This is a genomic window from Oceanobacillus kimchii X50, from assembly GCF_000340475.1.
GTDB lineage: Bacteria > Bacillota > Bacilli > Bacillales > Amphibacillaceae > Oceanobacillus > Oceanobacillus kimchii.
This window is the reverse complement of sequence record NZ_CM001792.1, coordinates 1856071-1875909: the sequence shown is the minus strand read 5'-3', so window position 1 is coordinate 1875909 and position 19839 is coordinate 1856071. Positions and strand designations below refer to the sequence as shown.

The 19839-nt window shown below is 34.4% G+C and carries 22 protein-coding genes; 17 read left to right on the top strand and 5 right to left on the bottom strand.

The annotated features are described in order from the left end of the window. The first annotated feature begins 11 nt into the window (after positions 1-11). The 6 genes from lpdA (at position 12) to C794_RS09875 (ending at position 6440) form a co-directional block, all read left to right on the top strand. On the top strand, positions 12-1433 hold the full coding sequence (gene lpdA / locus C794_RS09900) for a dihydrolipoyl dehydrogenase (RefSeq protein ID WP_017796981.1): 1422 nt from the start codon (positions 12-14) through the stop codon (positions 1431-1433). A gap of 18 nt (positions 1434-1451) precedes the next feature. After that, positions 1452-2438: a thiamine pyrophosphate-dependent dehydrogenase E1 component subunit alpha gene (locus C794_RS09895; RefSeq protein WP_017796980.1), complete on the top strand. Its 987-nt coding sequence runs from the start codon at positions 1452-1454 to the stop codon at positions 2436-2438. 15 nt (positions 2439-2453) lie between these two features. Then, on the top strand, positions 2454-3437 hold the full coding sequence (locus tag C794_RS09890; protein WP_017796979.1) for an alpha-ketoacid dehydrogenase subunit beta: 984 nt from the start codon (positions 2454-2456) through the stop codon (positions 3435-3437). Positions 3438-3451: 14 nt separating this feature from the next. After that, positions 3452-4717, top strand: coding sequence for a dihydrolipoamide acetyltransferase family protein (locus C794_RS09885; protein ID WP_017796978.1), 1266 nt, complete (start codon positions 3452-3454; stop codon positions 4715-4717). Positions 4718-4796: 79 nt separating this feature from the next. Then, positions 4797-5228 (top strand): BrxA/BrxB family bacilliredoxin, encoded by a 432-nt coding sequence (locus C794_RS09880; RefSeq protein WP_017796977.1) that lies wholly within the window; start codon positions 4797-4799, stop codon positions 5226-5228. 213 nt (positions 5229-5441) lie between these two features. Beyond that, positions 5442-6440 (top strand): aromatic acid exporter family protein, encoded by a 999-nt coding sequence (locus tag C794_RS09875; RefSeq protein ID WP_017796976.1) that lies wholly within the window; start codon positions 5442-5444, stop codon positions 6438-6440. A 21-nt stretch (positions 6441-6461) separates the two neighbouring features. Here the strand turns inward: C794_RS09875 and prli42 are convergent, their stop codons facing one another. Then, a complete protein-coding gene (gene prli42 / locus C794_RS20700) occupies positions 6462-6596 on the bottom strand; it encodes a stressosome-associated protein Prli42 (RefSeq protein WP_017796975.1) in 135 nt (44 codons plus the stop codon). 187 nt (positions 6597-6783) lie between these two features. Here prli42 and C794_RS09865 point away from each other — a divergent pair, with 187 nt between their 5' ends. The 4 genes from C794_RS09865 (at position 6784) to C794_RS09850 (ending at position 11162) form a co-directional block, all read left to right on the top strand. Then, positions 6784-7176, top strand: coding sequence for a VOC family protein (locus C794_RS09865; RefSeq protein ID WP_017796974.1), 393 nt, complete (start codon positions 6784-6786; stop codon positions 7174-7176). 11 nt (positions 7177-7187) lie between these two features. Then, complete coding sequence (locus C794_RS09860) at positions 7188-8663, top strand: acyl-CoA carboxylase subunit beta (protein ID WP_026133777.1); 1476 nt, start codon at positions 7188-7190, stop codon at positions 8661-8663. Positions 8664-8708: 45 nt separating this feature from the next. Continuing rightward, the gene (locus tag C794_RS09855; RefSeq protein WP_017796972.1) at positions 8709-9833 is read left to right on the top strand and encodes a M20/M25/M40 family metallo-hydrolase; all 1125 of its coding nucleotides are present in this window, start codon (positions 8709-8711) and stop codon (positions 9831-9833) included. A gap of 69 nt (positions 9834-9902) precedes the next feature. Further along, positions 9903-11162: a DNA polymerase IV gene (locus C794_RS09850; protein WP_017796971.1), complete on the top strand. Its 1260-nt coding sequence runs from the start codon at positions 9903-9905 to the stop codon at positions 11160-11162. Between the two features lie 86 nt (positions 11163-11248). Here C794_RS09850 and C794_RS09845 read toward each other — a convergent pair whose 3' ends face one another. Genes C794_RS09845 through C794_RS09835 form a run of 3 tightly spaced genes read right to left on the bottom strand, consistent with a single transcriptional unit; the run spans position 11249 to position 14327 of the window. Then, entirely contained in the window at positions 11249-12628 is a 1380-nt protein-coding gene (locus C794_RS09845; protein WP_017796970.1) for an aldehyde dehydrogenase, read from the bottom strand. A gap of 30 nt (positions 12629-12658) precedes the next feature. Then, positions 12659-13579 (bottom strand): ribonuclease Z, encoded by a 921-nt coding sequence (gene rnz, locus C794_RS09840; RefSeq protein ID WP_017796969.1) that lies wholly within the window; start codon positions 13577-13579, stop codon positions 12659-12661. A gap of 19 nt (positions 13580-13598) precedes the next feature. After that, the gene (locus tag C794_RS09835; RefSeq protein ID WP_017796968.1) at positions 13599-14327 is read right to left on the bottom strand and encodes a glycerophosphodiester phosphodiesterase; all 729 of its coding nucleotides are present in this window, start codon (positions 14325-14327) and stop codon (positions 13599-13601) included. A gap of 125 nt (positions 14328-14452) precedes the next feature. Here C794_RS09835 and C794_RS09830 point away from each other — a divergent pair, with 125 nt between their 5' ends. Together C794_RS09830 and C794_RS09825 are read left to right on the top strand one after the other, a co-directional pair. Then, positions 14453-15256, top strand: coding sequence for an SDR family NAD(P)-dependent oxidoreductase (locus C794_RS09830; RefSeq protein ID WP_017796967.1), 804 nt, complete (start codon positions 14453-14455; stop codon positions 15254-15256). A 14-nt stretch (positions 15257-15270) separates the two neighbouring features. Further along, on the top strand, positions 15271-15582 hold the full coding sequence (locus C794_RS09825) for an iron-sulfur cluster biosynthesis family protein (protein WP_017796966.1): 312 nt from the start codon (positions 15271-15273) through the stop codon (positions 15580-15582). A 153-nt stretch (positions 15583-15735) separates the two neighbouring features. Here C794_RS09825 and C794_RS09820 read toward each other — a convergent pair whose 3' ends face one another. After that, entirely contained in the window at positions 15736-16656 is a 921-nt protein-coding gene (locus tag C794_RS09820; protein ID WP_017796965.1) for an aldo/keto reductase, read from the bottom strand. Between the two features lie 101 nt (positions 16657-16757). On the opposite strand from C794_RS09820, the gene C794_RS09815 reads away from it, so the two are divergent. The 5 genes from C794_RS09815 to xerD all read left to right on the top strand — a co-directional run bounded on the left by C794_RS09815 (position 16758) and on the right by xerD (position 19815). Further along, a complete protein-coding gene (locus tag C794_RS09815; protein WP_017796964.1) occupies positions 16758-17303 on the top strand; it encodes an NUDIX hydrolase in 546 nt (181 codons plus the stop codon). A 94-nt stretch (positions 17304-17397) separates the two neighbouring features. Beyond that, positions 17398-18036: a stage II sporulation protein M gene (spoIIM, locus tag C794_RS09810; protein WP_017796963.1), complete on the top strand. Its 639-nt coding sequence runs from the start codon at positions 17398-17400 to the stop codon at positions 18034-18036. A 105-nt stretch (positions 18037-18141) separates the two neighbouring features. After that, positions 18142-18597: a ferric iron uptake transcriptional regulator gene (gene fur, locus C794_RS09805; RefSeq protein WP_017796962.1), complete on the top strand. Its 456-nt coding sequence runs from the start codon at positions 18142-18144 to the stop codon at positions 18595-18597. 113 nt (positions 18598-18710) lie between these two features. Then, positions 18711-18917: a DUF4227 family protein gene (locus C794_RS09800; protein ID WP_017796961.1), complete on the top strand. Its 207-nt coding sequence runs from the start codon at positions 18711-18713 to the stop codon at positions 18915-18917. 4 nt (positions 18918-18921) lie between these two features. Continuing rightward, on the top strand, positions 18922-19815 hold the full coding sequence (gene xerD, locus C794_RS09795; protein WP_017796960.1) for a site-specific tyrosine recombinase XerD: 894 nt from the start codon (positions 18922-18924) through the stop codon (positions 19813-19815). The last annotated feature ends 24 nt before the right edge of the window (positions 19816-19839 follow it).

Sequence of the window (19839 nt, the reverse complement as noted above, 5' to 3'; positions counted from 1 at the left end):
GAGGGACATTAATGGCAACGGAGTACGATTTAGTAATTATTGGTGGAGGAACTGGTGGTTATGTTGCTGCCATTCGAGCTTCACAATTAAAAATGAAAGTTGCAATTGTTGAAAAAGCTGAATTAGGGGGAACTTGTCTACATCGTGGATGTATTCCCTCAAAAGCATTACTTCGAAGTGCTGAAGTATACCAACAAACACTTCATGCAGATGAATTTGGGGTCCAAGTAGAAAAGCCAAGTCTGGATTTTACAAAAGTTCAACAACGCAAACAGAAGATTATTGATCAATTACATCAAGGCGTCCAAAGTTTAATGAAAAAGGGTAAAATTGATGTTTATCAAGGCTTTGGAAGAATACTAGGTCCAAGTATATTTTCACCAATGCCTGGAACGATTTCAGTTGAATATAGTGATGGTAAAGAAAACGATATGCTTTTACCGAAAAATGTTCTGATTGCAACGGGATCAAGACCTAATCACTTATCAGGTCTTGAATTTGACCACAACCAAATATTAAGTTCGGATGATGCATTAACTTTAGAGACACTTCCTCATTCTATGTTAATCATTGGTGGTGGAGTTATTGGTATTGAGTGGGCATCCATGTTAAACGATTTTGGAGTAGATGTTACTATTCTGGAATATCAAGATAGAATACTCTCTACAGAAGATACCGAAATTTCTAAGGAAATGAGCAAATTATTAACCAAAAAAGGGATAAAAATTATTACAAATGCGAATGTAAAGGCGGATTCTGTAAAGAAAGATAAGGGAGTTTCATTACAGGTAGATGTTAATGGAGAAACCCAAGCTTACCAAGCAGATAAAGTCCTTATGTCTGTAGGAAGAAAAGGAAATATAGAGAATATTGGCCTTGAGAATACGGACATTGTAACGGAGAAGAATTTGATAATGACAAATGAGTTTTACCAAACGAAGGAGTCACATATCTATGCGATTGGTGATGTAATTGGTGGTCTTCAGTTAGCGCATGTTGCATCTCATGAAGGATTAAAAGCTGTAGAACATATGGCAGGGCATACTGTTGATAAAATGGATATCACATCAATTCCTTCATGTGTTTATTCGAGTCCTGAAGCAGCAAGTATTGGTTTAACAGAAGCGCAGGCAAAAGAGAATGACTATGAAGTAAAAGTGGGCAAATTTCCATTTAAAGCAGTTGGTAAGGCATTAGTTCACGGAGAAAGCGAAGGGTTTGTAAAAATCATTTCAGATAGAAAGACAAATGATTTATTGGGAGTTCATATGATAGGACCACATGTTACAGATATGATTGCTGAAGCAGGTCTTGCTAAATTTTTAGATGCTACTCCTTGGGAAATTGGTGAGAGCATACACCCACATCCAACGTTGTCAGAAGTAATTGGTGAAGCTGCACTTGCAGTAGAAGGAAATCAAATTCATGGTTAATTTAAGGAGGGACATGCGATGTCTGAGTCTCAACTAGGAGTAAGTAATGATATTGCTCTAGAGATGTATGAAATGATGTTATTGGCAAGAAAATTAGACGAGAGAATGTGGCTGTTAAACCGTGCTGGAAAAATTCCTTTTGTTATCTCGTGTCAAGGTCAAGAAGCTGCACAAGTGGGTGCTGCCTTAGCGTTAAATCGTACCTCGGATTATATTGCTCCGTATTACCGTGATTTAGGAGTAGTATTATCTTTTGGTATGAGTGCAAGGGGTGTTATGTTATCAGCTTTTGCAAAATCCGAAGATCCGAATTCAGGTGGCAGACAAATGCCTGGCCACTTTGGACAAAAGAAAAACCGAATTCTTACTGGCTCATCACCCGTTACAACACAGTTACCACATGCTGTTGGAGTAGCATTAGCGGCAAAGATGGATAAAGAATCACTTGTATCTTTTGTTACATTAGGAGAAGGATCTTCAAATCAGGGAGATTTTCATGAAGGCCTTAACTTTGCAGGAGTTCACAAACTTCCCGTCATCACAATGGTGGAAAATAACAAGTATGCTATTTCTGTACCTTATGACCGTCAAGTAGCAAGTGAAACTATATCTGAAAGGGCAAGTTCTTATGGAATGCCTGGCATCACAGTGGATGGAAATGACCCCGTGGCTGTATATCATGCAATTGCAGAAGCAAGAGATAGAGCGGTAAATGGAGAAGGTCCGACTTTAGTTGAAGCGATTACGTACCGATTAACAGCGCATTCAAGTGATGATGACGATCGAGCATACCGTGAAAAAAATGAGGTAGAAGAAGCAAAGAAGAGAGATTCCATCATTACATTTGCTACTACTTTAAAAGAGGCTGGAGTACTTAGAGATGAAAAAGAGCAAGAAATCATGGCTCGTATTGATGAAATTGTTAATGAAGCAACGGATTATGCAGAAAATGCTTCCTATGCAAAACCAGAAGATGCTTTAAGATATGTTTATGAGGAAGAGTAGGGAGGAGGATGAGTTATGCCAGTAATGTCTTATATTCAGGCAATTACGACCGCAATAAAAGAAGAAATGCATAGAGATAAAGATGTTTTTGTCTTAGGAGAAGATGTTGGTAAAAAAGGTGGCGTTTTTAAAGCAACAGATGGGTTATTTGAGGAATTTGGTGAAGATCGAGTTTTAGACACCCCTTTAGCGGAATCAGCGATCGCTGGTGTAGCAATTGGTGCTGCGATGTATGGTAAAAGACCAATCGCAGAAATGCAATTCGCTGACTTTATTATGCCAGCGGTAAATCAGATTATTTCAGAAGCGGCTAAAATACGATACCGTTCTAATAATGATTGGAGTGTACCCTTAACAGTAAGAGCACCTTATGGTGGAGGAGTACACGGTGCACTATATCATTCTCAGTCTGTAGAAGCTGTTTTCGCTAATCAACCAGGACTAAAAATTGTTATGCCATCGACTCCATATGATGCTAAAGGACTTTTAAAAGCAGCAATTCGTGATAATGATCCGGTACTATTTTTTGAACATAAACGTGCTTATCGCTTGCTAAAAGAAGAAGTTCCTGAAGATGATTACGTACTTCCTATTGGAAAAGCAGACGTTAAACGTGAAGGAGAAGATATTACTGTTATTACGTATGGACTTTGTGTTCACTTTGCACTTCAAGCTGCTGAAAAATTAGCAGAAGAAGGTATGGAAGCGCATATTTTAGATCTTAGAACAGTTTATCCATTGGATAAAGAAGCAATTCGTCAAGCTGCAAGTAAAACTGGTAAAGTACTTCTAATTACTGAGGATAATAAAGAAGGAAGTATTATCGGAGAAGTTGCGGCAATTATTTCTGAATCATGTTTATTTGATCTAGATGCTCCAATTCAACGATTAGCTGGTCCAGATATTCCTGCTATGCCGTATGCACCAACGATGGAAAAGTATTTTATGGTTAATCCAGATAAAGTAGAAAAAGCAATGCGAGAGCTCGCAGAATACTAATTGGAGGTATACCGATGTCAGTAGAAAAAATTAACATGCCTCAGTTAGGAGAAAGTGTTACAGAAGGTACGATAAACACTTGGCTCGTAGCGGTAGGTGATAAAGTTAATAAATATGATCCCATAGCTGAAGTGATGACAGATAAAGTAAATGCGGAAGTTCCTTCATCATTTACAGGTGTGATTAAGGAATTAAATGCAGAAGAAGGAGAAACGGTAGAAGTAGGTCAGTTGATTTGCTACATCGAAACAGAAGAATCAGTTTCAGCAAATGGAACCACAAATAATAAAGGACATGCGCAAGATAATATAGAAAATGAGAATAATTCCAAAGAAAACGATGAATTTATGAAAAAAAGATACTCTCCAGCAGTACTTCGATTAGCTCAGGAAAACGAGATTGATTTAACAATGATTAATGGTACTGGGCGTATGGGGAGGATAACAAGAAAAGATGTAGAGAAATTAATTAAAGAAGGTAAAACAACTTCACCTACAGAAAAAGACATTTCTCGTAAATCATCACAAAAAATAGATACCATATCAGCACCATCTTCTACGAGTCCTGTGGTCAGTGAAACGGGGGATAAGGAGATACCTGTAAAAGGTGTTCGAAAAGTAATTGCGGATAATATGGTTCGTTCAAAACAAGAAATCCCTCATGCATGGATGCAAGTAGAAGTAGATGTAACGAATATGATGAAGTATCGCAATTCTATTAAAGACAAATTTAAATCTGATGAAGGTTATAGTTTGACGCCATTTGCATTTTTTATAAAAGCCGTTTCTCAAGCTTTAAGAGAATTTCCAGAGTTAAACAGTGCTTGGGCTGGAGATAAAATAATTCAGAAAAAAGATATTCATCTTTCAATTGCTGTAGCCAAGGAAAATGAATTATTCGTTCCTGTAATAAAAAATGCAGATGAAAAAACAATAAAAGCAGTAGCTCGTGATATTTATGAACTTGCGAATAAAGCACGAACTGGGAAATTAACATCTGAGGATATGCAAGGTGGAACATTCACAGTAAATAATACTGGAACATTTGGCTCGGTTTCTTCAATGGGGGTAATTAATTACCCACAAGCAGCTATATTGCAAGTAGAATCGATTATTCGTAAACCAGTAATTATCGATGACATGTTTGCTGCCAGGGACATGGTTAACCTTTCTTTATCACTAGATCACCGTATATTAGATGGTTTAGTATGTGGTAGATTTCTTGCCAGAGTGAAAGAAATTCTAGAAGATATGAATGCTAATACGATTTCTCTTTATTAGGAAATTAATAAATTGAAATTTATGGATGATGCTGATAAGCTAGACCTATATACATTTCATATTAAAAGGATGGGTTATCATGGATTTCAATTTATTTATGCAGGATGTTGTAGATGCTGCTCGAAAGGATATAACGGAAGCTGGTTATCAAGAATTAAAAACAGAAGAAGAAGTTGACCAAGCGTTAAATCGTGAAGGTACGACATTAGTGATGGTAAATTCCACTTGTGGATGTGCAGGCGGTGTTGCTCGTCCAGCCGCAACGAATTCTATTCATTATGATAAACGACCAGATCATCTGGTAACTGTTTTTGCTGGGCAAGACCGTGAAGCAACGGAAAAAGCACGTACGTACTTTGAAGGTTTTCCGCCATCTTCACCATCTTTTGCATTGTTGAAAGATGGGAAAATTGTAACGATGATTGAAAGACATGACATCGAAGGCTTTAGTGCTATGGAAGTTACTGGAAAGCTACAAACATTATTTGATCAACACTGTGAAGAAATATAAGTCTAAGAACATAAGAATTTATTAGCAGTTTATGCAGCAATTAAAATGTGAGTTACTCCAAAGTTAACAGACACAGAAGATAGTAGTTGAAAATATGTTTTAATTTTCACCGTTATCCAGAGACCATGCCAGGGGGAAACTCACATTTTTGCTGCAAACATATTTAGATGTAAATTCCATCTGTATTTAGAAATTTTGAGGGAGTAATGAAAGTTGAAAATTGGTTACCGCACAATAAAAACTGCAATTGGGACGCCAGTTTCCATAACACTTGCGCAACTTTTTGGTTTAACCAACTTTGTGTCAGCTGGAATATTAACAATATTATGTATACAGCCATCTAGAAAAAGATCATTGATGAGTGCATGGCAGCGTTTTCTTGCGTGTGTACTTGCAATGGTCTTTTCGTTTATTTTTTTCGAACTAATTGGTTATTCTCCGATCTCCATTTTTATCATGTTACTATTATTTATTCCTGTAACTGTATTTTTTAAAGTAACCCCGGGAATTGCTTCTAGTTCAGTAGTTACTCTAAATTTGTACAGTACTTCATCGATTACTGGGCCACTATTAGCTGACCAGTTACTTTTAATCACAATTGGTATTGGAACTGGTCTTTTATTAAACCTGTACATGCCGAGTCTTGATAAGATGTTGAAAACAAACCAAGATAAGTTAGAAGAAAATTTTAGTCGTATACTTTATGAGTATTCCTTATATATTCGTGATAAAGATTCTAGTTGGAAAGGTGAAGAAATTACCGATACGGAAGATATACTAACAAAAGCGAATACTTTAGTACAACGAGATAGAGAAAATCATTTATTACGAAGTGATCACACGTATTTTGATTATTTTCAAATGAGAAAAAGACAGTTTGAATTATTAAAAAAGATGTTACCATTAGTTACCCATTTACCGAACACAGATTATATATCCAATCGTATTGCAGACTTCTTTGAAAAATTATCTACTTCAGTGCATCCTGGAAATACTGCCATATTGTTTTTAGAGGAATTAAGACAACTTAGAAGAGAATTTCATGAAGAAGAACTGCCAACAAATCGAGAGGAATTTGAAACTCGAGCAAATTTATTTCAGTTACTACATGAAATAGAAGAGTACCTTATAATAAAAAATAAATTTAAGAAAACGGATATTCCTCCACGAAAATCTCATAAAGAAAAAAATCGAGAAAATAGCTTGTCTTAATGACTGCTATTCTCTCGATTTTTAAATAATAAATGCTAATCCAGCTGTTATCGTTGAGATTAACATAAGAAAAATCATAATATAAATAATGAATTTTGTTCTACGCTCACGCTTCGAACGTTTTTTCTTCAATGATTGATTCCCTTTAGAAGTCACAATGGCTCCTCCTTTAATTCACCGAAATTCAAATTTCTCTAATCTTTATTCTATCGTGAATTATTAATTAGAACAAGCTACATTTATGTTTTTATTTAAATTAAAGAATAAATACAAAAAAAATTTTATATCATGAATTACATGAGTAGGTTTTATTAAAGTTATTGATTCAAATAGGGGGGAGTTTATGCAAATTGGTCATATAGGAATTGCAGTTTATCAATTACAACCAGCCATATATAAATTCACACAGGAATTAGGGTTTCGGGTTGTAAGTGAGCAAATTATTTCACAAGAAGGAATTCGTATAGCGAAATTAATGAATGGTGATGTTTGTATTGAATTAATGGAACCTATGGATGATCACTCCTCGATATCGAATTTTTTAAGTCAACGTGGTGAAGGTATTCATCATTTGGCATTACAAGTTGAAAATTATCTTACTTATATTCTATCTGTATCAAAAAGCTCTGTACAAATGATTAAACCTACTATAAGACTTGGAGCTGATCAACGAAGAGTCACGTTTTTACATCCTCGTTCTCTGCATGGTGTTTTAGTTGAAATTTGTGACTTGTAAAAGGAGGGACAATTATAGATATTTATAAAAAATTAGAAGAACTTCAGCAAAGAAGAAAAATAGTTTTTAGAGGGGGAGGGAGTGAAAAGAATACTGAGCAACACCGAAAAGGAAAATTAACTGCTAGAGAAAGAATTGATACATTAGTAGATGAAGGTTCATTTATAGAGCTCTATCCATTTATGAAGAAATCTGAAGATAGTACTGATCCACCAGGAGAAGGCGTTGTCGTAGGCTATGCGACTATAAACCAAAAACCAATATATGTTTTTGCCCATGACTTCACCGTCCGAGGAGGTTCATTAGGTGAATTGCAAGGGAAAAAGATAGCATCCATGATGGATCTAGCAGCCAAAACAAAAGTACCAATTATTGGTTTGAATGAATCTGCTGGTGCTCGTATTCAAGAAGGGGTAACTGCGTTGGATGGTTATGGGCAAATATTTTATCGTAATGTTAAATACTCTGGAGTTATTCCACAAATATCTATCATTTTAGGCCCTAATGCAGGTGGGGCAGTATATTCTCCTGCACTAACTGATTTTATAATTATGGTGAAGGACATTTCTCAAATGTATATTACTGGCCCAAAAGTTATTGATGCGATTACGAAAGAAACTGTTTCTGCAGAAGAATTAGGCGGAACATATATGCACTCTGTGGTAAATGGTAATTGTCATTTTCTAGCAACAGATGAACTAGAGGCTTTTCAAATTACAACAAAACTTCTCACATTTATTAAGTCAACGACTATGTCAAAACAGTTAACTAATAAAGATTATTGTGGTAGTTTATCTGATCTTGTGCCTAGTGAATCAGGTAAAACATATGATGTTATACCGATTATAGAGAAAATTGTTGATGACGGAAGCTTTTTAGAAGTACATAAATTTTTCGCGAAAAATATCGTAGTCGGTTTTGCATCAATGTTAGGTAAAACCATTGGGGTTGTTTCCAATCAACCGAAACATATGGCTGGAGGAATTGATTCCAACGCCAGTGATAAAGCAGCACGATTCATCAGATTCTGTGACTGCTTTGATATTCCAATTATAACTCTAGAGGATGTAACTGGATTTTACCCAGGGATACGTTATGAGAAAGAAGGAATAATACGTCATGGAGCGAAGTTAGTTTATGCATTTGCTGAGGCAACAGTACCTAAAATAACTGTGATACTACGTAAAGCTTATGGAGGAGCCTTTGTTGCAATGAATAGTAAAGCTTTAGGGGCGGATCTGCTATTTGCATGGCCAAATGCAGAAATTGCGGTTATGGGACCAGAAAGTGCTTCTAGTGTTTTTGAAACAGACGAAAAAGATAATCAAATATTAACAACAAGTCCATATTACGCTGCTGCGAAAGGAATGGTGGATGACATTATTGACCCAAGAGAAACAAGAATTAAATTAATACAATCTCTTATTATGTTAGAACATAAAAAAGAAACAGGTCCTAACCGAAAACATGGAAACATTCCACTGTAAAAAAAGAATATTTTGTAGTAGCCTATAATAGGGAGGTATTCAATTATGCTAGTAAATGAACAACGATTAGTAGATGAATTTCTAGAATTAGTACAAGTAGATTCTGAAACAGGATTTGAAGCAGAAATCGCTAAATTATTGGTGAAGAAATTTTCAGACCTTGGAGTGAAGGTGGAAGAAGACGACACCATGGAGCAAACCGGTCATGGTGCAGGTAATTTAATTTGTACATGGGAAGGAAATGTAGAGGGAGCTGATTCTATTTATTTTACTTCTCATATGGATACAGTAGTTCCAGGTAAAGGCATTAAACCACTAATTAAAGATGGCGTGATTTCTACAGATGGGTCGACGATTCTAGGTGCAGATGATAAAGCTGGTTTAGCATCTATGTTAGAGATGATTCGTGTAGTAAATGAGAATAATATTCCACATGGGCAAATCCAATTTATTATCACAGTAGGTGAAGAATCTGGATTAGTTGGAGCAAAAGCACTAGATAGTACAAAACTTGATGCTTCTTATGGTTATGCTCTAGACAGTAATGGGGAAGTAGGAGATATAATAGTAGCCGCTCCTACTCAAGCAAAGGTACACGCGATAATTAAAGGGAAAACTGCACATGCTGGTCTAGAACCAGAAAAAGGTATTTCAGCAATTACTTTAGCAGCAAAAGCTATATCTAATATGCCGTTGGGGCGGATCGATAATGAAACAACAGCAAATATCGGTCGATTCGAAGGTGGTAAGCAAACAAATATCGTAGTTGATCATGTAGAGATATTAGCAGAAGCTCGTTCATTAGTCCCGGAAAAAATGGAATCACAAGTTAAAAAAATGAAAAAAGCCTTTGAAGAAACAGCCAAAACTTATGGGGGCTCTGCTGAAGTTACCACTGTAGTAGCTTATCCTGGATTTAATCATAAAGAGGGAGAACAAGTTGTTGAAGTGGCTCGTAAAGCAGCAAAAGCAATAGGTCGCGAAAGCAAATTAGAAAAAAGTGGTGGCGGTAGTGATGCGAATATTATCGCTGGATTTGGTATTCCTACTGTTAATTTAGCTGTTGGTTATGAACAAATTCATACCACAGATGAACATATTAAAGTAGAAGATTTAGTAAAAGTTACCGAGTTAATAACAGAAATCGTAAAGGAAGCTTCTAATCAATAATGTGAAGTGGAGGTATTGGCACCCTATTCGTAGAGAAGGGGTGCTTTTCCTCATAAAGGAAGGTTATTTATGCAACCAACTAAAGCCAGAAAACATCGTATTATTTTTCATATTGATATGAATTGTTTTTATGCTTCTGTAGAAATGGCATTTAATCCATCGTTAAAAGGAAAGCCGCTTGCAATTGCAGGAAACCCTGAAGAAAGAAAGGGCATTATTGTAACAAGTAGTTATGAAGCAAGAGGAAAAGGTGTAAAAACAACCATGCCGATATGGCAAGCGAAAAAGCTTTGTCCAGAATTGATTCTAATGCGTCCAAATTTTGAGCGTTATCGAGCAGCATCACGTGAAATTTTTAAAATGTTAGCAGAGATTACACCATATGTTCAGCCGGTATCGATTGATGAAGGATATATGGATATTACAGATACGATTTATGCGAAAGATCCATTGGTTACAGCGAATCAATTACAGCAACGAATTTTAAGCGAACTTGATATTCCTTGTAGTATTGGAATAGCACCAAATAAATTTCTTGCTAAAATGGCATCTGATATGAAGAAGCCCCTCGGGATAACAGTGCTTCGAAAAAGAGAGGTAGAGAAATTACTTTGGCCAATGTCAGTAGAAGAAATGTATGGGGTAGGAGAAAAAACAGCAGAGAAGTTAAATAGTATAGAAATTAAAACAATAGGAGACCTAGCTAAGAAAGATGTATATGAACTAAAACAACTTTTAGGTGTTAATGGAGAACGATTGCAAAATCGTGCCAATGGAATAGACAACCGCTTAGTAGATCCTGAAGCCGTCCATGATTTTAAAAGTATTGGCAGCTCTCAAACATTGCCTCACGATTCCACAGATGTAACAGAACTTAAACAATTAATTCATGAATTAGTCGACAATGTAGAACGAAGAGTGAAACGTAAGGAAGCTGCTGGTAAAACGGTCCAAATTACAATACGATATCATGATAGAAAAACGATTACAAGGAGCAAAAAGTTATATAACTATATTGATAATCATTCTGAGATATTATTTGTGGCGAAAGAGCTTTTTGAACAACATTGGAATGAAGAACCTGTCCGTTTATTGGGGGTATCATTACAAGATATGGAAACAAAAAGAAATATAGGAGAACAGTTAGATTTATTCACGTATGAATCAATAGAAAAGAAAGAAAAGCTCCAGGTAACAGTTGATAAATTAACAAAAAAATATGGTTCGAATATTATTACTTCACAAAAGAATACAAGTGAGAGTCAAGATAATCAGCAACCACGTACTAGTTTTCAAAAAGACTTTCTAGATGATTATAAAAAGCCATAAATCCTATTCTAATAAAGAATGGAAATATGGCTTTTTAATATGAATGGATACAGGATCTAAATAAGGATATAACACTTATCCATAAATTATGTTAAAAACTTTTTGACGATATTTGAAGAAATCTTACCACCAGGATAACGAAATGGTATATCAAATTTGGTTGTCTGTTTCATGATGCTCTTATGATGTGAAAAAGTATCAAAACTTGCTTTTCCATGATAAGCACCCATACCACTAGCACCTACTCCTCCAAAGGGAAGATGAGGGTTAGCTAGGTGATAGATGGTATCGTTAATAGCTCCACCACCAAAAGAGACATATTCCATCACTTGTTGTTGCATTTTTTCATTCTCTCCAAAGTAATATAGTGCTAGAGGCTTTTCTTTTAGTTTAATTTGATATAAAGCATCTTCAATATTTGTATAAGTTAATACAGGTAGGATTGGTCCAAAGATCTCTTCTTTCATAATGGCTTCATCCCATGTGATTTTATCTAATATAGTCGGTTCAATGGATAATGAATCTCGATTAAATTCTCCACCGTGTACGATTGTACCATTTGAAAGAAAATTTGTTAATCGATCAAAATGACCTTCATGAATAATTCTCGTGTATGCTTCATTTTGAAGAGGATCTTTACCATACATGGATTTGATGTGTTTTTTCATCGCTTTCAATAGCTTAAATTTAGCTTTTTCATGTACAAGAATATAGTCTGGAGCTACACAAGTTTGACCCGCATTTGTGTATTTTCCCCATACAATACGTTTGGCTGCAACTTGTATGTTCGCATCTTCGTCAACTATAGCAGGACTTTTACCTCCTAATTCAAGTGTCACAGGAGTAAGAAATTCACTAGCTGCACGCATTACAATCTTACCGATTGCAGCACCGCCGGTGAAAAATATATGATCAAAACGCTGCTTTAATAATGCTTCTGTTTCATTTTTGGCACCTTGAACAACAGTTAGGAATGAACTATCAAATGTATTTTGAACCATTTCAGCGATTAATTCCGAAGTATGAGGCGCATGTTCAGATGGCTTAATGATTACGGTATTGCCAGCTGCTATAGCACCAATAACTGGGGCTAAAGATAATTGTAATGGATAATTCCAAGGAGCTATGACAAGGATAACTCCTAAGGGTTCTTTCATAATATAACTTTTTGATCCTTTATGGGTAATCGGATTTGTGACTTTATCTGGTTGCATCCACTGACGTAGGTTCTTTAACATGTTGTCGATTTCCGAGTACAGAATACCCAACTCTGACGTAATCACTTCGTGTTTCGATTTATTCAGATCATGTTTCAACGCTCGAAAAATATGACTTTCATATTCTTTTAGCATATCTTTCATTTTTTCTAACTGTTGTTTTCGAAAAGAGTAATCAACCGTATTGCCATGATTATAATAGGCTCGTTGATTTTCGACTATTGATTGATACCTTTCTAATAATTCCATTACGTTTGTCTCTCCTCTATCTATAAAAATCTATATTTCATAAACACTAAAATCATTTGCTAACCAAGTACTTGGAAAAATTTCTCTTGCAGCTTCAATGATTGAATCTGCATCCTCTTCCTGGTAGCGGGAGGATATATGAGTTAAATATAATCTGTTTACATTTGCTTTTTTGGCTAGTTTTGCTGCTTGTACATTTGTTGAATGTTTATACTCAAATGCTAATAATTCTTTTTCTTGAGTAAATGTTGACTCATGTATAAGTATATCACTGAACTTAATAAATGGAATATTTTCAAGTGAATAGCGTGTATCTCCTAGAATTGATATTATCTTTCCTTTTTTTGGAGGTCCAAGGACATCATCACGATAAATGATAGATCCATTATCTAATTTGGTGATTTCATTCTCCTTTATTTGTTGATAAATTGGGCCAGGAGAAATACCAAATTCCTTTAATTTTTCTACTAAAAGTTCACCTGGTTTATCTTTTTCATTTATACGATATCCATAACTAGCAATACCATGTTGTAATTTTTTTGTTTCAACAACCATTTCTTTTGTTTCAAATAATTGACCGTCTTCTGTTATTTCTTTAATCGTTATTGGATATGTAAGATTTGTCTGACTAATACGTAAAGTGGATTCCACAAATTCTTTGATCCCAACTGGTCCATAAATACTAAGTGGTTGATTTTCACCTGATTGAAAGGCACGGCTACTTAATAATCCAGGTAGACCATAGATATGATCCCCGTGAAGATGTGTAATAAATATCTTCGTAATCTTTCTTGGTTTTAAGTTGGTATGTAATATCTGATGTTGTGTTGCTTCCCCACAATCAAATAACCAAACTTCATTAATTTCTTGAGTCATATTTAAAGCAACAGCAGAAACATTTCTTGTTTTTGAAGGGAGTCCAGCACCGGTTCCAAGGAAGACGAGTTCCATGTATTCACCAACTTTCTATTTATAAATAAGATTGATAGATGGTTTTCGCAACATCTGGTACATCTGTAAAAATACTATCACATTTATATTGAAAACAAAGGTGTATATGTTTTAGTTTGTTTACGGTATATACCCTTAGAGGCATATTCTCTGTTTTTGCTTGTTGAACAAGTTTTGGTTGTAAGAGACGGTACTTTATATGGATGGCATTTGCACCTAAAGATCGAGAAAATAATGGAAGTTGGTGCCTAGACTTATTTGTTAGCCAACCGATATTCGTATCTGTGCTAATCTTATTTAAACGTTGAATACTTCTAGTTGAAAAAGTAGAAAAAAACGTACGATCCAGCAATCCATATCTTTCAACAAGGTTGTAAGTAAGTATTTCTAAGTGTGGATAATCAATTTGATTATTTTTTAATTCCAGATGTAATAATAATGGTTTATCCGCTATCCATAAAAGAAATTCCTCTAATGACATTATGAATTCCCCGTTATATTCGTTTCCAAACCAACTACCTACATCCATTGTTTTTAACTCGTTATATGTATATTCTTGAATATATCCTCTTTTTCTTGCAGTGCGTTTTATCTTTTCATCGTGGAATAATACAGGTATTCCATCTTTTGATAATTGAACATCTGTCTCAATACCATCCACATTCATTTGATAAGCAAGCTCAAAAGAAGCTCTTGTATTCTCAGGTGCGTATTTACTTGCTCCTCGATGGGCTATAATCTTTGTCATTGTTTCACCCCTTCACATTATTGTGTTTGATTTTTGGAAAGAAGTCAATTAACAAGGATATACACACGATGCAATCCGCGGTACAATATTTGTATAAAAAGACGTTCTATAAAGAGGTTTTTATAATGAAGATTAATCAACGTTTATTGGATAAAAAAATAGTAATTACTGGCGCCTCTAGCGGTATAGGAGAGATCTTAGCTAAAAAGATAGCAAGCCAAGGAGGTTTTCCTATTTTGGTGGCACGCTCTCGTGATAAACTCGTAACTATTCAAAAAGAAATTGATCAATTGTATAATCAAAAGAGTGCTATTTACCCTATTGACTTAACTGACAATAATAAAATTGATCACTTAATACCAATTATTTTTAATGAAAATAAACAAGTAGATGGATTAATTAATAATGCAGGTGTTGGAGTTTTCGATTCAATAGAAGATATGAATTATGATGACTTATTAGAAATGTTTCAATTAAACGTATTTGCTGGGATTCAATTATCACAAAGTATATTACCATACTTTAGAAAAACGAATGCTAATACGCAAATTGTAAATGTCATTTCTCAAGCTGCAAAAATTTCTACACCTAAATCTGCTGCGTATGCATCATCTAAACAAGCTATGCTAGGGTTTACAAACGTATTAAGATTGGAATGTAAAATGTCATCGATTAGTATCATGGCAGTAAATTTAGGTCCAGTAAGAACGAACTTTTTTGAACGAGCAGATAAAGATGGTACTTATAAGCAAAATGTAGAGAGGTATATGTTAGACCCAGAACGAGTAGCAGATAAAATCGTTACACATTTATTTACAAGTAAACGCGAGATTAACATGCCATTGTGGATGGAATTAGGAAGTATCTTCTATCGATTAATACCAGGAGTTATGGAAGCAGTTTTAAGGAAACAATTCGATAAAAAATAATAGAGGTGCGATATATGAAATTAGAATTTACGAATGAGGCGAAAGAATTATTACAGAAACAATATGAACAGGGGGATAATTTATATTTGTTTTACGATACGGAAGGTGTATGCGGTGTAAATGGTGTCCCCACAGTGCGTTGGGTTACTAGCTTACCTGATAATGCAGAAGCTATTGACACAAATACATTTCCAACTTATGTTAATCGCGAACAGAAAGTATTTTTTTATAATGAATTAAAACTAGATGTACGCGGGAGCCTATTTCGATTATATAGCAATGAAGGTATATTAAACCCTTCAATAACAATTAATAAGAATGAATAAGCTGAGGCGGCGCCCCTTTGCAAAGACGAGTTGAAAAAGCAACTTAGCAAAGGATTTTCCTTTTTCATAAAAAGCTTAACCGTCTTACTAGTATTATGCGGGCGCCCCAATCAAATTCATTCAAGAATAGTTATTATCTTACACTGTTTATATTCATCGATGCTTCTCGTAGGTTTGTGCTTTTGTAATCTCTTGTAATCGATGATAAATAGTATCATCTATACGGTCCGTTTTATTATATTCATGAATATTTTCTTCTAATTGGTCTAATGAGCTAGCCCCGAATACGGTTGAAGTAATAGCTGGGTGATCACCGACATAATGCATAGCTAGCTCTTGTATAGAATAATCGGAACGAATTTCATGTAGTCTATCATTCAAGTTTTTTAATTCCGTATAACTATAATTTAAATAACCATTTTCTCCTTTTTTGTCAATAACATCCTTCATTTTATTACTTATCATCCCTTTTGCAAGTGGACCTCTACACACCACACTAATGTTATTTTCCAGTGCTAAAGGTAGTATTTCTTCTTCTGGTCTACGATCTAGAAGGCTATATTGTGTCATTAATACATCAATAGAAGAGCGATTGGCATATTCTCTTATAACGTTAGGTCGAATAGATGAAATACCATACGTGCGTATCAAGCCAGCTGTTTTTAATTCTTCAAAAGCTTCAATTGTCTCGTCAATTGGATCATCAATGGTTCCTCCGTGTAACATACATACATCAAGATAATCTATTTGAAGTCGTTTTAAGCTGTCACGAACAGCATGATGAATATATTCTTTCGAAGGATCCCAAAACCAATCTTTTGAACCTTCTTGAAAATGGTTTCCTACTTTTGAAGTAATGACTACTTGATCACGTTGATGCTTGATCGATTTACCTACGATCTGTTCATTTATACCAAAATCGTATAAATCAGCTGTATCTAAGTGATTTATTCCGTTCTCTACAGCTGCATCGATTATTTTATTTGCATGTTGATAGTCTGAGCCAAGTGACATGCATCCTAATGTTAATTCAGATATACTTATGTTAGATTTACCTAGTAAATTATAACGCATTATTTGCCTCCTTATCATATGGATTATATGATTATTGTAGAATTAGTAAGAAAAGAAAACAACCTTTACACACATAGTAGATAAGAAAGGAAGAAAAACACATGCATAAATTTGAAGAAAAGACCATTTCATCAGAATCTATATTTAATGGAAATGTAATAGATTTAAAAGTAGATGAAGTAGAATTACCGAATGGGAAAACTTCGAAGAGAGAAATCGTCAATCACCCAGGAGCAGTAGGGATTATTCCAATTACGAAAGATGGAAATATTATTTTAGTAGAACAGTACCGCAAACCATTAGAAAAAGCACTATGTGAAATCCCTGCTGGTAAACTAGAAGAGCGCGAAAATCCCTTAACAGCAGCTGTACGTGAATTAGAAGAAGAAACAGGATTTACTACTACCAATCTTTCTTTTGTCACATCATTTTATACATCACCCGGTTTTGCGAATGAACTAATTTATATCTATATCACAGATGACTTAATTCCTTTAGAACAACCACCTACAGGAGATGATGATGAATTTGTGGAAGTAAGAGAAGTTTCCTTGGATCAAGCAAAGCAAATGGTATTGAATCAAGAGATACATGATGCAAAAACAAATTATGCTATATTATACTTACATTCTCTAAAAAAAGGGTAACTTATATGTAATCTATTAAAAATATAAAATAAGTTATTTTTATGTTGAAATCCTCATAGATTAAATTATAGATAATTATTTTAGGAGGATTTTGATGCATAAGAGCTATGTAGTCTTTAATCACTTTAAACAGCATGCAACCATTTATATATTTATGACTATATTATTTTTAACTGGTATAGTTTTTGGTGCCGTTATAGTAAATAGTATGGACGTAGTTCAAAAACAAGATTTATTTTTCTATTTGGAACGGTTTTTCATCCAAACAACAGAGGAAGGGTCGACTTTAAACAATAGAGATATACTATGGCAAAGCTTCTTTTACCATATAAAATATTTAGGCTTAATGTTTATTTTTGCATTAAGTGTAATCGGACTTCCAATTGTGTGGATATTAATTTTTATTAAAGGAATGGTTGTAGGTTTTTCTGTAGGTTTTATAGTGAATTGGTTAGGAATGGACGGATTAATTTTGTCCGCGATTTCAATAGCTCCACAAAACATTTTTATTATTCCTATTTATATTATCGCTGGAAGTATATGCATGATATTCTCATTGGGATTATTAGGTAAATTAGTTGCTAAACGAAATAACACCTCTTTATCACAACCATTTTTTAAATTAACAACTTCGTTTGTTATTTTAATTGTTTGTACGGGAATCGCAGCTATCATAGAAGCTTATATTTCGAACACGATAATGGTTGAGTGGATCCAAAGAGTTTACTTATAGTAAATATTATATTATAATTATTATAATTTAAAAGTGATAATACACTTTGACACGTTCTATTTGAAAGATTATAATATAGTTGGGTAAAGAGGGAGGCGACTATCCATGGAACATCGGATTGAACATATAAAAAAACAGCTACACTCGCATAGCTATAAACTAACTCCCCAAAGGGAAGCAACTGTACGTGTGCTTCTTGAACGAGAAGAAGATCACCTCAGTGCTGAAGATGTATATTTACTCGTAAAAGAAAAGTCACCAGAAATTGGATTGGCTACAGTGTATCGTACATTAGAGTTGCTTTCGGAGCTAAAAATTGTAGATAAAATTAACTTTGGTGATGGCGTTTCTCGATACGATTTACGTAAAGAAGGCGCAAAACATTTTCATCATCATTTAGTATGTATTGAATGTGGTTCTGTTGAAGAAATTGAGAATGATTTATTAGAAGATGTAGAACGTATCGTGCAAACAGATTGGGGATTTGAAGTGAAAGACCATCGGCTAACGTTTCACGGTATATGTAAACAATGCCAAGAAGCTATTGTTAAAGCAACATAGTATGCCTTTTTCCATTGGAAAAAGGCAATATTTTTTGTTTCATAATTGATTGTAATATTTATGGATAGGACAAGCATATTCTTTCAATAGAATAAATAATTGGGAGATATGTGATGCGTAAACTAATAATTGATATGATAAAAATATTTTTGTTATTTATGATTAGTGCTTGTATCTTTTATTACGCACTACAACTTATGCACAAAGAATATTTATATATACACCGATTTGATCCGCCACAGGGTCCAGCAGTAAAAGTCTTTCAAGAAAATAACGGATTATTTGACCTACTTCCTTTAAATTTTTTAGGAGATGAGTAATATTATGTTAGAATACGCTATTGAAGATTTCTTTCATTTTCTTCGTATTGAACGTGGATTGTCTGAAAATACATTAAGTTCTTATAAAAGAGATTTGACGAATTACTTGCAATATATGAAAGACCATGATAAAACTGCATCGTGGGATAAGATTTCTAGAACAGATATTATGGGGTTTCTTTATATGTTAAAAGATCAAGAGAAATCAACAGCAACCATTTCTAGACATATTTCTTCAATTCGTTCTTTTCATCAATTTTTAATTCGGGAACAGATTACTTCAAATGATCCGAGTTTACATATTGAAACACCTAAAAAAGATCGTAAACTCCCGGATACCTTATCTCAAGATGAAGTAGATCGATTATTAGACATTGATATGAATTCCAAACTTTCCATTCGAAATAAAGCAATGTTAGAATTACTATATGCTACCGGTCTGCGAGTATCAGAGTTGATTTCTTTAAAAGTAAGTGATTTACATTTAACGATGGGTTTTGTGCAATGCTTCGGGAAAGGTTCTAAAGAAAGAATTGTTCCGCTCGGAGATACGGCAAAATATTATCTAGAAAAGTATATTTCTGAGGCAAGAGACAGCTTGATTAAAAAGAATAGACAAGAGGATTCTTTGTTTGTCAATCAACATGGAAGAAGATTAACTAGGCAAGGTTTTTGGAAAATCTTAAAAGGGCTTACATTAGAGGCTGGGATACTAAAAAAGATTACACCACATACACTTCGCCACTCTTTTGCTACACATTTATTAGAAAACGGGGCAGACTTACGTTTAGTCCAAGAGATGTTAGGACATGCAGATATATCAACAACTCAAATTTATACACATGTTACAAAGGCTCGCTTAAAAGATATGTACCAAACTTATCATCCAAGAGCCTAATTTTTTTCAGATATGTTGTCTGAC